Source organism: Fusobacterium sp. (genome assembly GCF_019012925.1).
GTDB lineage: Bacteria > Fusobacteriota > Fusobacteriia > Fusobacteriales > Fusobacteriaceae > Fusobacterium_A.
The window spans coordinates 1-16,291 of record NZ_JAGIRL010000017.1 but is presented as its reverse complement, the minus strand read 5'-3'; the positions used below and the strand labels follow the sequence as shown (position 1 = coordinate 16,291).

Sequence of the window (16,291 nt, the reverse complement as noted above, 5' to 3'; positions counted from 1 at the left end):
TATTGTATTAGAAATTTGAAAAAATTTCGAGTACTTTATACCTTTTTTTATTTTAAAAATAAAAAAGCCAAAGAGATTAAAAAATCTCTTTAGCTAATTTTAAAACATATAGCTATTAAGTTTGCAACAGCCCCTTTTTATTTCACCTATTAATCTGCTGGTACAGCTTGTTTCCCTTTGAAGAAGTATTATTGTACGGCTTATTTTCTTCCTTTCAGCCTTTTCCAAGCCCCTCATATCCCCCCAACTATTATGTTGCGTATATAAGTCTTGAAATGGACAATTTCCAGTGTTTGTGCTTCATTCAGCGTTCAGGTGTAGGTATCACCTAATACTCAGTGGCTTTCTCCATCTACCCTTTTCTCAGCCTAATTATATCATTTTATCCTTGATAAATCAAGACTTTCTTAATCTTCTAGAATTTTTCTGTTTTTTTATAATTTTTCTCTATATATTTTTAAAGCTTTTTTTCTAATTTATTTAAAGCTATTTTGGCTCTTTCAGATATAAATTTTTCTCCCTTTTCCAATAAATTTTCTGAAAGATTGTATTCTTTATGTCTTTTAAATTTAAAATTTTTTAATTTTTCTAACCCTTCTCTATGTCTTTCCTGTACAAAAGATGCTGTTAATAAATCAAAACTTAAGTTAAATCTAGAGATATGATAACTAGAAATACCTTCTAATGAAGTTTCATCATCTAAAAAAGACAGAATAGAATTTCCATTATCAAATATAGGTGCTGGACCCAATAGTTCTCTTGTATTGTTATCTACTAACATTCCAAAATTTCCTAAGTGTCTATCTGTATTATAAATTAACGAATCAAAAATCATTAAATCTTCTAACTTTTCTTTTCCATATATTTTTACAATACTTTCTAATAATTTTGCTTCTTCTTTAATAGTGTCTTTTGGATCCATACAATAATGAATAGGAATAAATCCAACATCTTCTGTTGTAAATATAGGACAAAGAGAGACTATATTTTTATGGTAATTTATAACATCATATTTTACATGATCAAACCCCATAATTTCTGCTATTTGAGTCATATAATATTCAGCAAAGGCTTCTCTATCATAATGATTAGATGATCTTTTTAATAAAACTATTTCATTGTTAATAAGAGTCCAACATTTAGCTAACATTCCATGAGTTGTATATTCAGGAGAAAGTCTAATTTTATCTAAATCTACTGAATCTAAGATTCCTAAAGCAATAAGAGATCTAACTTCACTGAATTTATTTTTATATAGATTATAATTTTCCCATTTATATTCATTCCCATCATCAGGAATAATCCAATAGGAATCATTTAAAGATAATCCGTAAGAAATATCTATATAGCTCATAAAATTATTATTAAATTGTTCTTCAGGAAGTATTGGATTCAATTTTAAAATATGCTCTCTATATCTTCTATTTTTAGGAATACCTCTATGCTCTATCCATTTTTTTAATTTATTCGAGTCTATAGTATTCGGATAACCAGCTGGCAATAAAGTAGGTTCTAAAATTTTAATATGTCTTATTCTATAACTTGGAATTTCAACATCAGATAGAATTTTTACTATTTTTTCATAATCAAAAGTAAGAATAGAAGTATCTTTATTTTTTAAAATATACTGTTTTTTACTTTTTTGGAATTTCACAATATCACCTCTAAACTTTTCAAGTATTTTTTATAGATAATATTTTATTATTTTGAAAGAGTTTCATTCTCTCTATTTCTTTTTTCTGAATTTCTAAAGCCCATTTAGTAAAATTCTTTACATCTTCCTTTGCTAAAAAATTTATATATTTACTTTTTTCAGATTTTGGAATAATAATAGGAACTAATCCCTCTCTTAAACAAGAATCTACTATTAATAATCTTCCTGTTCTTCCATTTCCATCTCCAAAAGGATGTATCCTTTCAAATATTATATGTTGATCTAAAATAATTTCTACTTTTTCCTCATCTGCTTTAGCGTTTTTTAATCTCAAATTACCATTATCACACCAATCTTGCATTGCATAAGATACTTGACATGGTTTTATAGGTTCAAATTCAGCTCCAATTATTGTATTTTCTATTTTTTTATATTGGCCTGCATCACTTGTTAAATTTGTCATTATTATTTTATTATATTCTTTTATTAATTCTATAGTAAGTTTCTGCCCATTAGAATTTAATAAAATTGGAAAAACCATTCTATAATTTTTGATTTCATCATAATATTTTATTAACATTTCTCTAGGAATATAATTATTAATTAAAATTGACATCACTTCAGACAAATTAAGTGGATTACCTTCTATAGCTGTAGAATGATGTACCATTCTAATTAATAGATCTTTTGTATACTCATCTGTCATTTTTTCTTTAATATCCATATTAGCTACCTTTCATACATAAAAATTAAACTAATAATTTTTCTACTATATAACTTTCATCTCTTTCAATATTCCCTTAAAAGCTTCAAAACTATATTTTAATACTTTTGGATCAAAATCAAATTTAGGACTGTGTAGTGGATATATAAATCCTCTCTCCTCATTTCTAATTCCTAACAGGAACATAAATCCCCTATTCCCCTCTTGTAAATAAAATGAAAAATCTTCAGAACCAGTCAATCTAACATCTCTTACTATTTGTTCTTCAGGAAGTACTTTTTCAACAATATCATAAAGCTCATCAGAGTTAATAACTGGTGGATAAAATGGCATAAAATTCATATTTATCTTAACTCCAAAAGCTCTTTCCAATCCTTCATTTATACTTGTTACTCTCTCTCTTAAAAATTCAATAAGAGATGTATCAATAAGTCTTATAGTTCCTAAAATATTAACTTTATCAGGAATTATATTTCTAACCTCACCAGCTTTAAAGCTACCAATTGTGACAACTACAGTTTTATTTGGATCAATATTTCTTGAAACAATTGATTGATAAGCCTCTACAAGCTTGGCTCCAACTAATATAGAATCAATCCCTTGATGAGGTTGAGCACCATGGCAACCTTTTCCCACTATTTCAATATCTAAATTTATATTCTGAAAACTTAAAGCACCTCTAGCTATTGCTATTTTTCCTTCTTCAAGTTGTGGCATTACATGCATACCGAAAATACCTTCAAATTTTCTACTCCTAAAATTATCAGATTGAGCAATAAATCTAGCTCCTCCTCTTCCCTCTTCTCCAGCTTGGAATATGAGCATAATTGATTTTTTTAATTTAATCCCATTATCAATCTGTTCCTTTATCCATTTAGCAAAATATAGAAGATTAGTAGTATGTCCATCATGTCCACAAGCATGCATCATTCCATCAATTTTCGATTTATACTCCTTTTCTCCCTCCTCTTGTAAAGGAAGTGCATCAATATCAGCTCTAAATCCTAACCAAATATCCTCTTCTCCTCTAAAAATAGCAAGAGTACTTGTTCCTATCTCTTCATAATCTATTTTTAAATCTTTTAAAAACTCTCTTATAAATGTAGCCGTGTTGTACTCACTCAAAGCTATTTCAGGCATTTGATGTAATTTTGATCTAGTTTCATAAAAAAATTTTTCCATAAAATCTCTCCTTTTAAATTACTAAAATTTGTTAAATATTTATTTTATATACAACTTGATTATATATTTTTATAACTCTGATGTCAATATATAGACAAGAAATAAAAAAAACAAACATTATACTGAAAAATATTTTTTAAATTTTTATTTAAAAAAATTTTTTTTATGTTATAATCATATTAGGGTGCATAGATTTTATTAACATAAGAACTATAGGAAGGAAAAAATATGAAAATATATGAAAATATAGTAGGAAAAACAAATGCTGACTTTGTTTATAAGAATTTAAAAAGGAATATTTTAGAATTAAACTTATTACCAGGTGCGGAGATTAAAGAGCAAGAACTTTCAGCAATCTTTAATGTTAGTCGTACTCCTATAAGGGAGGCTCTTCTTCTATTAAAGCATGATGGTCTAATAAAAACACTCCCTCAGAGTGGTACTTTTGTAAAGAAGATAGATAAAGATAAATTTGAAATTGGACAAATTTTAAGAATTTGTGTTGAAGTTAAAATGATACAATTAGCTTGTAGTAACTTTCCGCAAGAGTATTTAGATAAATTAAAGGAAAATATAGAAAAGCAAAAGTTTATTTATCACACAACTAAAAATGCTGAAGAATATCACAGATTAGATATTGATTTTCATAGAATTATATTTACAGGAGTGGGTTTTACTGAGCTTTATAAAATAACTTCTAAAGAGTTTTATGACTATCTTAGAGTTAGAAAACTAAACTCTTCTAACAAAATTAAAGATGATTATATTTTGAAAAGTCATGAACAAATATATGAAATAATAAAAAATAGAAGACCTGAACTGGCTCAAGAAGCCTTAGATCAACACTTCATTAGATTGAAAAAAAAGCTCCCTCTACTTATTGAGGAATACCCTGAGTATTTTAAACAATAATTTAACAAAATATTAATATTTATCACTTAAATGTATCGTGTTTAAATTCACGATACATTTTTTTATTCAATATTTAATTTATCGACTTTATGTTAATAATTTAGTTTAAAAGTTGAACTAAAATATATTAATTTTATAACTTTAACAAATTATAAAGGAAAAAATCATTGACATAAAACACATATTAATATATTATATTGATATATTAATATATTAGGTTCGTATTTTAAACTTTAAAGTCAAAAATAAATCAAACAGATAAAATCATCATCAATTTAAGGAGAGTGAATAATGAAGTTTAGCTATTATCCTGGTTGTACATTAAAAACCAAAGCTCAAAAGCTTGAAAAATATGGACTAGATTCAGCAAAGGTTTTAGGAATTGATTTAATTGAACAGAAAGAGTGGCAATGTTGTGGAGCTGTCTATCCATTAGCAAGTAATGAGATCGCTACAAGACTTTCTGCAGTTAGAAGTTTGGTAGATGCTCATACTGAAAAAAGAAAGTTAGTAACAATTTGTACTGCTTGTCATCATGTATTAAAAAGAACAAATGAAGATCTTAAAATAGATGAAAATTTTAGAAAAAAGGCCAACAATTACCTTGAACTAAAAAATACATATAGTGGAGAGGGAGAAGTTATTCACTATTTAGAGATGTTAAAAAATGAGTTTGGATTTGATAAACTTAAAGAAAAAGTTGTTAATCCATTAAATCGTAAAATAGGAGCATACTATGGTTGTATGTTATTAAAACCTCATAAACAGATGCAGGTAGATGACCCTGAAAATCCAACTATTATTGAGGAATTCATAGAAGCTCTTGGTGGAACACCAGTAGTTTATCCATATAGAAATGAGTGTTGTGGTGCTTATCTTGCTGTCAATAATAAAGAGCTTACTGAAAAGATGAGCAATAATATCATAGCATCAGCTATTGAAAATAATGCTATGGAACTTGTCACAGCTTGTCCATTATGCAAATATAATCTTGAACTTAAAAATGAGTTACCAATAAAATATTTTACTGAGATCTTAGCAGAAGCTCTTGGAATAGAAGAGATTATTGGTTAATTTAGGGAGGAAGAGTGGAAAGAGAGAAAAAGGTTTTCAATAAAAATAAAAAAGAGATCCTTTTAATTGAGGAGATCAGCAGGGAAAAAATAGCTAATTGTATGCAGTGTGGAAAATGTAGTGCTGGCTGTCCAGCTACTGATGGAATGGATATTCTTCCACACCAAATCATTAGGTATCTTCAAATGGGAGATTTAGAGTCAGTAAAGGAGAGTAAAACTATTTGGACTTGTGCTTCATGTTTTAACTGTGCTTCTCGTTGTCCAAGAAATGTTGATCTATGCAAATTAATGGAAGCAGTGAGGTTAACTATTATAAGAAAAAAAGATGAGAATAGATTAAAAGTTGAGGATATACCAAAATTGATGACAGATAAGAAAATACCTCAACAAGCTTTTATGAGTGCATTTCGTAAATATAGTAAATAAAGTTGTTTAAATTAGTAAATTAATTACTTTATATGAGGAGGAAAAATATTGCAAAGAGTTGGAGTTTTTGTATGCTGGTGTGGTAATAACATAGCAGGAACAGTAGATGTTGAAAAAGTTGCAGAAGTTGCTAAAGATATACCAGGCGTTGTATATTCAATGAATTATCAATATATGTGCTCTGAGATTGGTCAAACAATGTTAAAAGATGCTATCAAAGAACACAATTTAACTAGAGTAGTAGTTGCTTCATGTTCACCAAGAATGCATGAAACAACATTTCGTAATGCAGCTGAAAAAGCTGGATTAAATCCATATCTTGTAGAGATAGCAAATATTAGAGAACACTGTTCATGGGTTCACAAAAATAAAGAAGAGGGTACAGAAAAAGCTATATCTCTTGTTAAGGCTGCAGTTGCTAAGGCACTATTAAATGCACCGCTTACAGCTGGAGAGAGTCAAGTAGAGAAAAGAGCCTTAGTAATTGGTGGAGGTATTGCTGGAATACAGACAGCTTTAGATATTGCTGATGCAGGTTATAAAGTTGATATTGTTGAAAAACAACCAAGTATCGGTGGAAAGATGGCTCAATTAGATAAAACTTTCCCTACATTAGACTGCTCTGCTTGTATATTAACACCAAAAATGGTTGATGCTTCAATGCATCCAAATATCACTCTACACACATATAGTGAAATTGAAGCTGTAAATGGATATGTAGGAAATTTTACAGTTTCTATTAAAAAGAAAGCTAGATATGTAGATATGGATAAGTGTACAGGTTGTGGTATCTGTGTAGAGAAATGCCCTTCTAGAAAAGCTACAAATGAATTTGAAGAAAATCTTACTAATAGAGGAGCAATCTATAAAGCTTTTGCTCAAGCAGTACCAAATGTTCCAGTTATTGATACAACTCAATGTATAAAGATGAAAACTGGTAAATGTGGTATCTGTGAAAAACTTTGTACAGCTAAAGCTATAGATTTTACTCAAAAAGATGAGATAATAGAGCAAAAATACGGGGCTATAGTTGTGGCAACTGGTTATGATCTAATAGATCTTTCTAAGTTTGGAGAGTATAACTACAGTCATCCAAATGTAATTACTTCATTGGAGTTTGAGAGATTAACAAATGCAGCTGGACCTACTCATGGTAAACTTCTAAAGCTTTCAGATCACACTAAGCCTAAAAAAGTTGTCTTTGTACAATGCGTTGGTTCAAGAGATACTAGTGAAAGAGGAAAATCATACTGCTCTAAAATATGTTGTATGTATACTGCTAAACATGCAATGTTATTAAGAGATAAATATCCTGATATAGAGGCATATGTTTTCTATATAGATGTAAGAACACCTGGTAAAAACTTTGATGAATTTCAAAGAAGAGCAGTTGAGGAGTATGGAGTACAATATATCAAAGGTATGGTAGGAAAAGTATTTCCTCAAGGGGATAAACTCATGGTAAATGGTGTAGATGCTCTCACAGGTCAAACTGTGATAATAGATGCTGATATGGTTGTATTAGCAGCTGCAACTAAAGCTAAAGATGATGCTGTTGCTTTAAAAAGAAAATTAAATATAAGTGGAGATACAAATAATTTCTTTACTGAAGCTCACCCTAAATTAAAACCAGTAGAAACAGCTTCAGCGGGAATATATTTAGCAGGAGCTTGTCAAGGCCCTAAAGATATACCAGAGACAGTAGCTCAAGCAAGTGCTGCTGCTGCTAAAGCTATTATCCTTTTGAGTAAGGATAAACTAGTTACAAATCCTTGCGTTTCATCAGTTAATACTGATCTTTGTAGTGGTTGTGGTCAGTGTGCTGAAATGTGTCCATATGATGCTATTACATTAAAAATGACAGATCTAAATGATCATGGAAAAATTGTTAGAAAACTTGTAGCTACTGTAAATGAAGCTCTGTGTCAAGGTTGTGGAGGTTGTACAGTATCTTGTCGTCCAGGAGCACTTGATCTAAAAGGATTTTCAAATAAACAAATTATGGCGGAGGTAGATGCAATATGTCGTCTGTAGAAAAAATAGAGAAAGAGGAGTTTAAACCTTTAATAGTTGCATTCTGCTGTAACTGGTGTAGTTATGCAGGAGCTGATCTTGCAGGAACTAGCAGATTGAATTATCCTGCAAATGTAAAGATTATAAGAGTTCCTTGCTCTTGTAGAGTTAATACCAATTTTATAATAAGAGCTTTTCAAAAAGGAGCTGATGGAGTAGTCATAGCTGGTTGTCATCCTGGAGATTGTCACTATTCAACAGGAAACTACTACACAAGACGTCGTTTCTCAATCTTTATAAATCTTCTTGAGTATCTAGGGATTGAAAAAGAGAGATTCAAAATTGACTGGATATCAGCAGCTGAAGCAAATAAGTTTGCTACAGTTATGAATGAGGTTTTAGAAAATGTTCATAGACTTGGACCAAATAAAAAGTTGAAGGATGGTAGATGGAAATAATGACTGAAAAAATTAGAGAAATAGCCAAAGAAGCTCTTTTAAATAATAAAGTTCAGATGGTTATTGGATGGGAAAAAGGTGACTTTTCTTTTGAATCTACTCCTGTTTTTATAACTGAAGCTGATAAAACAGATTCCCTTGTGTTCGATAACTACTGTGTAAATAATTTAAGTAAATACTTAATTGAAGAGAGTAAAAAATATGAAAAGATTGGAATTTTCTTAAAAGGGTGTGACTCTTTAGGATTTAATCAACTATTAAGAGACAACAGAATTGAGAGAGATAAAATATATGTTTGGGGTCTACCTTGCTCTGGAATGTTAGATTCTAAAAATAAGAAATATAGTAAATGTGAGAATTGTCTTCATCCTAATCCCGTAGTTTATGATGAACTAATAGGAGATGAAATAGTCTCTTCTGGTGATCCAGCGGAGAGATTTAGAGAGGTTAAAATCCTTGAAAATATGAGTGCTGATGAGAGATATGAGTTTTGGTCAAATGAATTTTCAAGATGTATAAGATGTAATGCTTGTCGTAATATCTGTCCAGCATGTAGCTGTGTAAAGTGTGTATTTGATAATGATGATATAAATGTATTGGGAAAAGCTAACTTAGAAACTGAAAATGGATTTTTCCATTTAACAAGAGCTTATCACGTTGCAGGAAACTGTGTAGATTGTGGTGAATGTGCAAGAGTGTGTCCAGCTCATATAAGGCTAGATCTTCTCAATAGAAAGATAATAAAAGATCTAAATGAAACTTATGGTGAATGGGAAGCAGGAATGGATTCAACTACACCTTCACCACTAGTATCTTATACTTTAGAGGATAAAGATAATTTTGCAATAAAAAAAGGAGGGAAATAATGAAAAGAATTTTAAAGAGCAATTTACCAGAGCTATGGGAAAGTATCAGTAACAACTTTGATTTATTTCTTCCAATGGAACAAGGAACTTTAATTAATTTTGGAGCGTATGAAACAGATAAAAATATAAGGTTAGATATTTTAAAAACAAATTCGTCTATTAAAGAGTTTGTCTTTCCACAAACTGAAACTTATCTAAAATTTAAACTTAATAAGAAAAAGCTTGAACTCACACCAGTAGCTGTAGAAGATAGAGAGTATGTCTTATTTGGAGTAAGAAATTGCGATGCAGCAAGTTTTAAAGTTATGGACAATATCTTTTTAAGACAACCAGTAGACACTTACTATAAAGCTCACAGGGATAGAGGAATAATAGTTACTTTGGCTTGTAACAATCCTGAAGAGACTTGCTTTTGTTCAGCTTTTGGAATAGATGCATCTGAAGCCTCTCCACTTGCGGATATTGCTACTTGGGAGAAAGGGGATTACCTCTATTTAGATGCTAAAAGTGAAAAAGGAGAAAAACTATTAAACTCTGTAGTTACCCTTTTAGAAGATGGGGAGAGTTCAGAAATTGAAGAGTTAAAAAGAGAGATAAAAATCAAATTGGAAAATCTTTCACTAAGAAAGTTAGATCCTAAAAAAATAACAAAGACACAACAAGATATTTTTGAAATGGAAGATTTTTGGGAAGAATTAAGTAAAAAATGTTTAGCTTGTGGATCATGTACTTTTGTCTGTCCTACTTGTCACTGTTATGATGTAAAAGATTATGATGGTGGAAATAGTGGTGAGAGATATAGATGTTGGGACTCTTGTATGATTTCAGATTTCACACGTATGGCTCATGGAAATCCAAGAACTTCTCAACTTCAAAGAGTAAGACAAAGATTTATGCATAAACTAGTGTATTATCCTAAAAATCATGATGGATTATACTCTTGTGTAGGGTGTGGAAGATGTATAGAAAAATGTCCTGTAGGATTAAACATAGTAAGAGTAATTAAGAGATTGGGGGAGGAATAAGATGAGCTGTAATTGTGGTTGCCATGATCATGATAATGATCCTTTAATGCCCAAAGTGGCAGTTATAACTAATATTAGAAAAGATACTCCTGATGTTACAACATTCAGAATAGAGAGTCTAGAAGGAGGAAAACCCTTTGATTTTATGCCTGGACAGTGTGCTATGATCTCAGTTCCACCTATTGGTGAAGCTATATTTTCTATAACTTCCTCTCCTACAGTAAAAGAGTATATAGAGTGCAGTATAAAAAAATGTGGAATAGTAACTGATTATATTCACCAACTTGAAGAGGGATCAGAGATAGGTATAAGAGGTCCTTATGGAAATAATTTCCCCGTGGAAGAGTCTGCTTTAAAGGGAAAGGATCTTCTTTTTATAGCTGGAGGTATAGGACTTGCTCCACTTCGTTCTGTGATTAATTATGTGATGGATAATCGTGAAAACTATGGGAAAGTTGATATAGTATATGGTTCTCGTACTCCTGATGATTTAGTACATCAAAATGATATCTTCAATGTATGGCCAGCTCAAAAAGATACAAAGGTTCATCTCACTGTAGATAGAGAGTTTGAAGGTTGGAATGGACATGTTGGGTTTGTTCCAAACTATGTGAAAGAGCTGGGATTGGATAATAATAAAGTGGCTTTAGTATGTGGTCCTCCTATTATGATCAAATTTGTATTACAAGGTTTAGAGGAGATTGGTTTTAAAAAGGAGCAGGTATTCACAACACTTGAATTAAAAATGAAGTGTGGAGTAGGGAAGTGCGGACGTTGTAATATTGGTGATAAATATGTTTGTAAAGATGGACCAGTATTTAGATGTGATGAGATTCAAGAGCTTCCAAACGAATATTAATTAAAATAGTAAGGAGAGAGAAATGACTGAAAAACAAATGGTTGATGTATTTATATTAGGAAAAAAATATTCTGTTCCTTCAACACTTACAATAATGGATGCAATGGAATATGCTGGATACCAACTTATAAGAGGTTGTGGATGTAGATCAGGTTTCTGTGGAGCTTGTGCTACTGTATATAGAACAAAGGGAGATAATGAATTAAAAGTAGTCCTTGCTTGTCAAAGTAAAGTTGAAGATGGAATGTATCTTACTCAAATACCATTTTTCCCTGGAAAGAAAGCAGTGTATGATATGGAAAAAATTGAACCTACAGCTGAGACAATGGGAGAGATGTATCCAGAACTATATAAGTGTATAGGTTGTAACTCGTGTACTAAAGGGTGTTCACAAGGATTAAATGTAATGCAGTATATTGCTTATGCCCAAAGAGGAGAGTTTGAAAAATGTGCTGAAGAATCTTTTGATTGTGTAGGTTGTGGTATCTGTGCTACAAGATGCCCTGCTGGAATTACTCATTTTAATGTAGGTCTATTAGCTCGTCGTATTACAGGAAAATATATCGCTCCCAAAAGTGAACATTTAGATGTAAGAGTTCAAGAGATTGAAGAGGGAAGAATGGCTGCAGAACTTGATGAGTTAATGAGTAAAAGTATTGATGAACTTAAAGACTTATATAATCATAGAGATCTAGCTAAATAAAATGTATAAATTGGAGGTTTGTTGATGTATACAGCAGAAATGAGAGAACTTATAAAGAAAGTTGAAGCAACTCGTTCAAAAAGACTTGGACATGATTTTCCTAGATTATCTCCTGAAGCAAAACTAGAAATATTAAAGAAAAATCATCCAGACTATATTGAAAGTGGCTTTAGAACAATAAATTTAGGAGTGAATAAAGGTGAAAAAGTCCCTTTGGAATTGGCAAATTTAATAGAAGCTAAAAGTAGAATTGAGATGGACAAGATCAACCTTGAAAAAATTGATCATGATGTTGATGTCCTGATTGTTGGAGCTGGTGGAGCTGGTGCTTCTGCTGCAATAGAAGCAGTTAAAACAGGGGCAAAAGTAATGATAGCTACTAAACTTCGTTTTGGTGATGCCAATACAATGATGGCAGAAGGTGGAATACAAGCTGCTGATAAAGCAGATGACTCTCCAGCAAAACATTACCTTGATGTAATGGGTGGAGGACACTTTACAAATGTTCCAGAACTAGTTAAGGCACTTGTTCAAGATGCACCTGAAGCAATTAAATGGTTAAATGATTTTGGAGTGATGTTTGATAAAGAGGAAGATGGAACTATGCTTACTAACCATGGTGGTGGTACTTCAAGAAAGAGAATGCATGCAGCTGCTGACTATAGTGGAGCTGAAATAATGCGTGTCCTTAGAGATGAAGTTAGAAACTTAGGAGTAGAAGTTGTTGAATTTTCTCCAGTAGTTGAGCTTATTAAGGATTTAGATGGAAAGGTAGCAGGTGCTATTTTATTCAATTTAGAAACAGAGGAGTACTCAGTAGTAAAAGCTAAAACTGTTATACTTACAACAGGTGGAGCTGGAAGATTGCATTATCAAGGTTTTCCTACATCAAATCACTATGGAGCTACTGCAGATGGTCTTGTATTAGGATATAGAGTTGGAGCTGAACTTGCTTTTGCTGACACAATACAATATCACCCTACAGGTGTTGCCTTCCCTTCACAAATATTTGGAGCTCTTGTTACTGAAAAAGTAAGAGGTCTAGGAGCTACTCCACTAAATATTGATGGAGAACAGTTTGTATATCATCTTGAAACAAGAGATATTGAAGCTTCAGCTATAATAAATGAATGTAAAGTAAATAAAAAAGGAATCAATACTCCTACTGGTGAAGTTGGAGTCTGGCTTGATACTCCATTGATTGATATAATACATGGAGAGGGAACATTGGAAAAAAGACTTCCTGCAATGTATAGAATGTTCAAAAAGTTTGGTATAGATATGACTAAAGAGCCTATCTTAATCTATCCAACTCTTCACTATCAAAATGGAGGACTTTTAATCAATGAGTTTGGAGAGACAAAAATAGAAAATCTGTATGTTGCTGGAGAGTGTGCTGGTGGTATACATGGTAGAAATAGATTAATGGGTAACTCTCTATTAGATATAATAGTATTTGGTCGTAGAGCTGGTAAAAATGCTGGAAAAAGAAGTAAGAGTGTGGTAATAAAAGATTTAACTCTTGGACATGTGGCTGACTATCACAGAGAGTTAATAAAAAATGGTATCGAAACTGACAGAGTTTCTCCACTTTTACTACCTCGTTATAGACACGGAGCAGATAAATAATTTTAATACCATAAATTTTTAAATTAACTATAACTATATTATCTAAGGGGGAATAGAATGAATTTTATTGTGGCAATTTTAATTATTTTAATTGTAGGATATTTAATTGTTAAAAAATACCATGCTCAAGGAGTTTTAATCTTAGGTGGAGCAGCTCTACTTCTTGGGGGTATAATCTTGAATGATACCCCTGTGATGGCTAAAAGTGCTACTGGATCCCTATATTTAGATATTTTTGCTCAATTGAGTAAAAACTTTATAAAAACTTCTGGTAGCCTTGGTTTAGCTATAATGATTGTATCAGCTTTTGCTAAGTATATGGATCATATTGGAGCTAGTAATGCTCTAGTAAAAGTTTCTATTAAGCCTTTACAAAAATTGAACTCACCATACATAGTTTTAGCCCTATCATACATAGTTGGACAGATATTAAATGTCTTTATCCCAAGTGCTTCAGGATTAGGTGTATTATTGATGGTAACTGTATATCCTATCCTTGTATCATTAGGGGTATCTCCACTATCAGCCACTGCAGTTATAGGGACTGCTGCTTGTTTAGATCTAGGACCTGCTTCTGGAAATGCTGTCCTTGCTTCAAAAACTGCCGAAATGGATGCAGCTCTTTATTTTGCTAACTATCAGATACCTGTTGCACTAATAACAATAGTTGTTATTACAGTTTTACACTATCTTGTAAATAAAAAAATGGATAGTAATTTAGGGATATCAAAAGATGATGCAAAAGTTGAAAATCAAGAGAGTGAAAAAGTGGTCCCTAAATTCTATGCACTTCTTCCTATAATTCCACTTTTGATAATACTTACATTCAGTCCACTAACTGGAAGTACTATTAAAATAGGTGTTATAGAAGCTATGTTTATGAGTATAACTTTGAGTATGATAATTGAGGGTATTAGAAGAAGAGCTTTTAAATCTACACTTGCTGAACTTAAAATTATTTTTACTTCAATGGGAAATCAATTTGCAAATGTAATTACTCTTATTGTAGCAGGAGAATTCTTTGCCTTAGGATTGACTAAAATAGGAGTTATCAATGCCCTTATAGAATCTACTAAATCAGCTGGATTGGGAGCACAACCAATGATATTAGTTATGACAGCTATAATAGTTGTCTCATCTATCTTAATGGGTTCTGGAAATGCTCCATTCTTTGCCTTTGCTGCTCTTGCTCCAGCTGTAGCTAACTCTGTTGGTTTAAATCCAATTATTATGCTTATGCCTATGCAATTATCAGCTGGAATAGCTAGAAGTGTATCTCCAATTACAGCAGTAATTGTTGCTGTAGCTGGAATTTCTGGTGTTTCTCCATTTGATGTCGTAAAAAGGACTGCTATTCCTATGTTAGGTGGATTAATAACTGTCTTACTTTCAAATATGATATTTTTCGGATAATATTAAGGGGGAAAATCTATGGATATGCAAAAATTTTTAAAAGATTTGGAAAGATTGGTAAATATTGATTGTGGAAGCAACGTTGCTGAGGGTGTACAGGAAGTTACTGAGATATTTAAAAAAGAGTTAGAAAAAGATTGGATAGTTAAAATCTATCCTCAAAATGATGGAAAAAATCCTGTATTAGTTGCTAAAAATAGAGATTCTGAGGATATAGATCTAATGTTTTTAGGTCACAATGATACTGTTTTTCCAAAAGGTACTGTTCCAGCTTGGTCATATAAACTAGAGGGAGATATAGCTACTGGTGCAGGTGTATATGATATGAAGTCTGGTGTACTATCAATGGTTGAAGTTGCTAAAGCCTTTAAAGATGAAGATATAACAATAGCTCTTGTTATGAATACTGATGAAGAGATTAGCTCAATTCACTCAAGACCAGTTATAGAAGAAATTGGAGCAAAGGCTAAATATGCTATGGTATTTGAACCTGCTCGTAAGAATGGAAATGCTGTTATCGAAAGAAAAGGTCTTGTTAAATACCAAGTGGAATTCTTTGGTAAATCCTCTCATGCTGGTAACTATCCACAGGAGGGAATCAATGCAATAGTTGAAGCTGCTCACTGGGTTGAAGAGATCTCTAAACTACATAATTGGGAGATTAAAAACTCTTTAAATGTCGGATTAATTGAAGGTGGATCTGGAGTTAATATCGTTCCTGACTATGCTTCTATAAAATTTGAGGGAAGATCTCATCAAGTTGAGTTTTTTGAAACTATAAGAAAAACTATGAAGAATTTAGAGAATAATCCAAAAGTATCTGGAATCAAAGTAAAGATTACAGAGATTGGATATAGACCTCCATTAGTTCTTAATACTAAATCTGCTCTTCTTCGTGAGCTATTTGATGAAAGTAAAAAAGAGATGGGAATAGAATATAACTGGGAAGTTGCTGGTGGATGTTCCGATGGAAACTTTTTAGGAGTATTAGGAGTAGGAGTTGTTGATGCTGTAGGTCCTGTTGGTGGAGATGCCCACAGTAGAAATGAGTATCTTGATATATCTACAGTTGAAGAGAGAATAGAACTTGCTAAAAATGTTATTCAAAAAATGATTGATAGAAAAATAATTTAAGAGTACTAACTCAGCTATAAATAAAAATTGAAGACCTAAGTTCAAAAACGAGCCTAGGTCTTTTTATTATTAAAATTTTTTCTTTAATATATTTTACTACACTCCTTTCTATTAATCTACTTATATTTTCCTATAAAAAATGGTATAATATACTTGAATAGAAAGAAATGAGGTGAGAATATGTTTAACAAAAAAGGTATTGCTATAGGTAATGATG

The 16,291-nt window shown here is 31.4% G+C and carries 15 protein-coding genes; 12 read left to right on the top strand and 3 right to left on the bottom strand.

What is annotated here, in order from left to right:
- Window positions 1–457: 457 nt before the first annotated feature.
- From QZ286_RS02800 to QZ286_RS02790, 3 genes are read right to left on the bottom strand one after another with little or no spacing between them, the layout of a single operon-like run.
- Window positions 458–1,654 carry a protein kinase gene (locus QZ286_RS02800; protein WP_291255463.1) on the bottom strand — a complete coding sequence of 399 codons (1,197 nt, stop codon included), beginning with the start codon at window positions 1,652–1,654 and terminating at the stop codon, window positions 458–460.
- A 19-nt stretch (window positions 1,655–1,673) separates the two neighbouring features.
- Window positions 1,674–2,378 carry a Fic family protein gene (locus tag QZ286_RS02795; protein WP_291255462.1) on the bottom strand — a complete coding sequence of 235 codons (705 nt, stop codon included), beginning with the start codon at window positions 2,376–2,378 and terminating at the stop codon, window positions 1,674–1,676.
- A gap of 45 nt (window positions 2,379–2,423) precedes the next feature.
- The gene (locus QZ286_RS02790; protein WP_291255461.1) at window positions 2,424–3,560 is read right to left on the bottom strand and encodes a M20 family metallopeptidase; all 1,137 of its coding nucleotides are present in this window, start codon (window positions 3,558–3,560) and stop codon (window positions 2,424–2,426) included.
- 228 nt (window positions 3,561–3,788) lie between these two features.
- On the opposite strand from QZ286_RS02790, the gene QZ286_RS02785 reads away from it, so the two are divergent.
- The 12 genes from QZ286_RS02785 to QZ286_RS02730 all read left to right on the top strand — a co-directional run bounded on the left by QZ286_RS02785 (window position 3,789) and on the right by QZ286_RS02730 (window position 16,074).
- On the top strand, window positions 3,789–4,472 hold the full coding sequence (locus QZ286_RS02785; RefSeq protein WP_291255460.1) for a GntR family transcriptional regulator: 684 nt from the start codon (window positions 3,789–3,791) through the stop codon (window positions 4,470–4,472).
- A gap of 291 nt (window positions 4,473–4,763) precedes the next feature.
- Window positions 4,764–5,546 (top strand): CoB--CoM heterodisulfide reductase iron-sulfur subunit B family protein, encoded by a 783-nt coding sequence (locus QZ286_RS02780; RefSeq protein WP_291255459.1) that lies wholly within the window; start codon window positions 4,764–4,766, stop codon window positions 5,544–5,546.
- A gap of 14 nt (window positions 5,547–5,560) precedes the next feature.
- A complete protein-coding gene (locus QZ286_RS02775) occupies window positions 5,561–5,974 on the top strand; it encodes a 4Fe-4S dicluster domain-containing protein (RefSeq protein WP_291255458.1) in 414 nt (137 codons plus the stop codon).
- Window positions 5,975–6,022: 48 nt separating this feature from the next.
- The gene (locus tag QZ286_RS02770) at window positions 6,023–8,008 is read left to right on the top strand and encodes a CoB--CoM heterodisulfide reductase iron-sulfur subunit A family protein (RefSeq protein WP_291255457.1); all 1,986 of its coding nucleotides are present in this window, start codon (window positions 6,023–6,025) and stop codon (window positions 8,006–8,008) included.
- Complete coding sequence (locus tag QZ286_RS02765; protein WP_291255456.1) at window positions 7,996–8,445, top strand: hydrogenase iron-sulfur subunit; 450 nt, start codon at window positions 7,996–7,998, stop codon at window positions 8,443–8,445. Before QZ286_RS02770 ends, QZ286_RS02765 begins: the two co-directional genes overlap by 13 nt.
- Window positions 8,436–9,311 (top strand): 4Fe-4S dicluster domain-containing protein, encoded by an 876-nt coding sequence (locus tag QZ286_RS02760; RefSeq protein ID WP_291255455.1) that lies wholly within the window; start codon window positions 8,436–8,438, stop codon window positions 9,309–9,311. The genes QZ286_RS02765 and QZ286_RS02760 overlap by 10 nt, the downstream gene beginning before the upstream one ends.
- Entirely contained in the window at window positions 9,311–10,336 is a 1,026-nt protein-coding gene (locus tag QZ286_RS02755; protein ID WP_291255454.1) for a 4Fe-4S dicluster domain-containing protein, read from the top strand. The genes QZ286_RS02760 and QZ286_RS02755 overlap by 1 nt, the downstream gene beginning before the upstream one ends.
- A gap of 1 nt (window position 10,337) precedes the next feature.
- Window positions 10,338–11,195, top strand: coding sequence for an FAD/NAD(P)-binding protein (locus QZ286_RS02750; RefSeq protein ID WP_291255453.1), 858 nt, complete (start codon window positions 10,338–10,340; stop codon window positions 11,193–11,195).
- 22 nt (window positions 11,196–11,217) lie between these two features.
- On the top strand, window positions 11,218–11,898 hold the full coding sequence (locus QZ286_RS02745; RefSeq protein ID WP_291255452.1) for a 4Fe-4S dicluster domain-containing protein: 681 nt from the start codon (window positions 11,218–11,220) through the stop codon (window positions 11,896–11,898).
- A 24-nt stretch (window positions 11,899–11,922) separates the two neighbouring features.
- Complete coding sequence (locus QZ286_RS02740; protein ID WP_291255451.1) at window positions 11,923–13,527, top strand: FAD-binding protein; 1,605 nt, start codon at window positions 11,923–11,925, stop codon at window positions 13,525–13,527.
- 57 nt (window positions 13,528–13,584) lie between these two features.
- A complete protein-coding gene (gene dcuC, locus QZ286_RS02735) occupies window positions 13,585–14,940 on the top strand; it encodes a C4-dicarboxylate transporter DcuC (protein ID WP_291255450.1) in 1,356 nt (451 codons plus the stop codon).
- An 18-nt stretch (window positions 14,941–14,958) separates the two neighbouring features.
- Window positions 14,959–16,074, top strand: coding sequence for a M20 family metallopeptidase (locus QZ286_RS02730; RefSeq protein WP_291255449.1), 1,116 nt, complete (start codon window positions 14,959–14,961; stop codon window positions 16,072–16,074).
- The last annotated feature ends 217 nt before the right edge of the window (window positions 16,075–16,291 follow it).

Bases quoted from the DNA above. Each gene is read 5' to 3' on its own strand.
- QZ286_RS02795 (WP_291255462.1), bottom strand. From the start codon at position 2,378: ATGGATATTAAAGAAAAAATGACAGATGAGTATACAAAAGATCTATTA.
- QZ286_RS02790 (WP_291255461.1), bottom strand. From the start codon at position 3,560: ATGGAAAAATTTTTTTATGAAACTAGATCAAAATTACATCAAATGCCT.
- QZ286_RS02785 (WP_291255460.1), top strand. From the start codon at position 3,789: ATGAAAATATATGAAAATATAGTAGGAAAAACAAATGCTGACTTTGTT.
- QZ286_RS02780 (WP_291255459.1), top strand. From the start codon at position 4,764: ATGAAGTTTAGCTATTATCCTGGTTGTACATTAAAAACCAAAGCTCAA.
- QZ286_RS02765 (WP_291255456.1), top strand. From the start codon at position 7,996: ATGTCGTCTGTAGAAAAAATAGAGAAAGAGGAGTTTAAACCTTTAATA.
- QZ286_RS02760 (WP_291255455.1), top strand. From the start codon at position 8,436: ATGGAAATAATGACTGAAAAAATTAGAGAAATAGCCAAAGAAGCTCTT.
- QZ286_RS02755 (WP_291255454.1), top strand. From the start codon at position 9,311: ATGAAAAGAATTTTAAAGAGCAATTTACCAGAGCTATGGGAAAGTATC.
- QZ286_RS02750 (WP_291255453.1), top strand. From the start codon at position 10,338: ATGAGCTGTAATTGTGGTTGCCATGATCATGATAATGATCCTTTAATG.
- QZ286_RS02745 (WP_291255452.1), top strand. From the start codon at position 11,218: ATGACTGAAAAACAAATGGTTGATGTATTTATATTAGGAAAAAAATAT.
- QZ286_RS02740 (WP_291255451.1), top strand. From the start codon at position 11,923: ATGTATACAGCAGAAATGAGAGAACTTATAAAGAAAGTTGAAGCAACT.
- dcuC (WP_291255450.1), top strand. From the start codon at position 13,585: ATGAATTTTATTGTGGCAATTTTAATTATTTTAATTGTAGGATATTTA.
- QZ286_RS02730 (WP_291255449.1), top strand. From the start codon at position 14,959: ATGGATATGCAAAAATTTTTAAAAGATTTGGAAAGATTGGTAAATATT.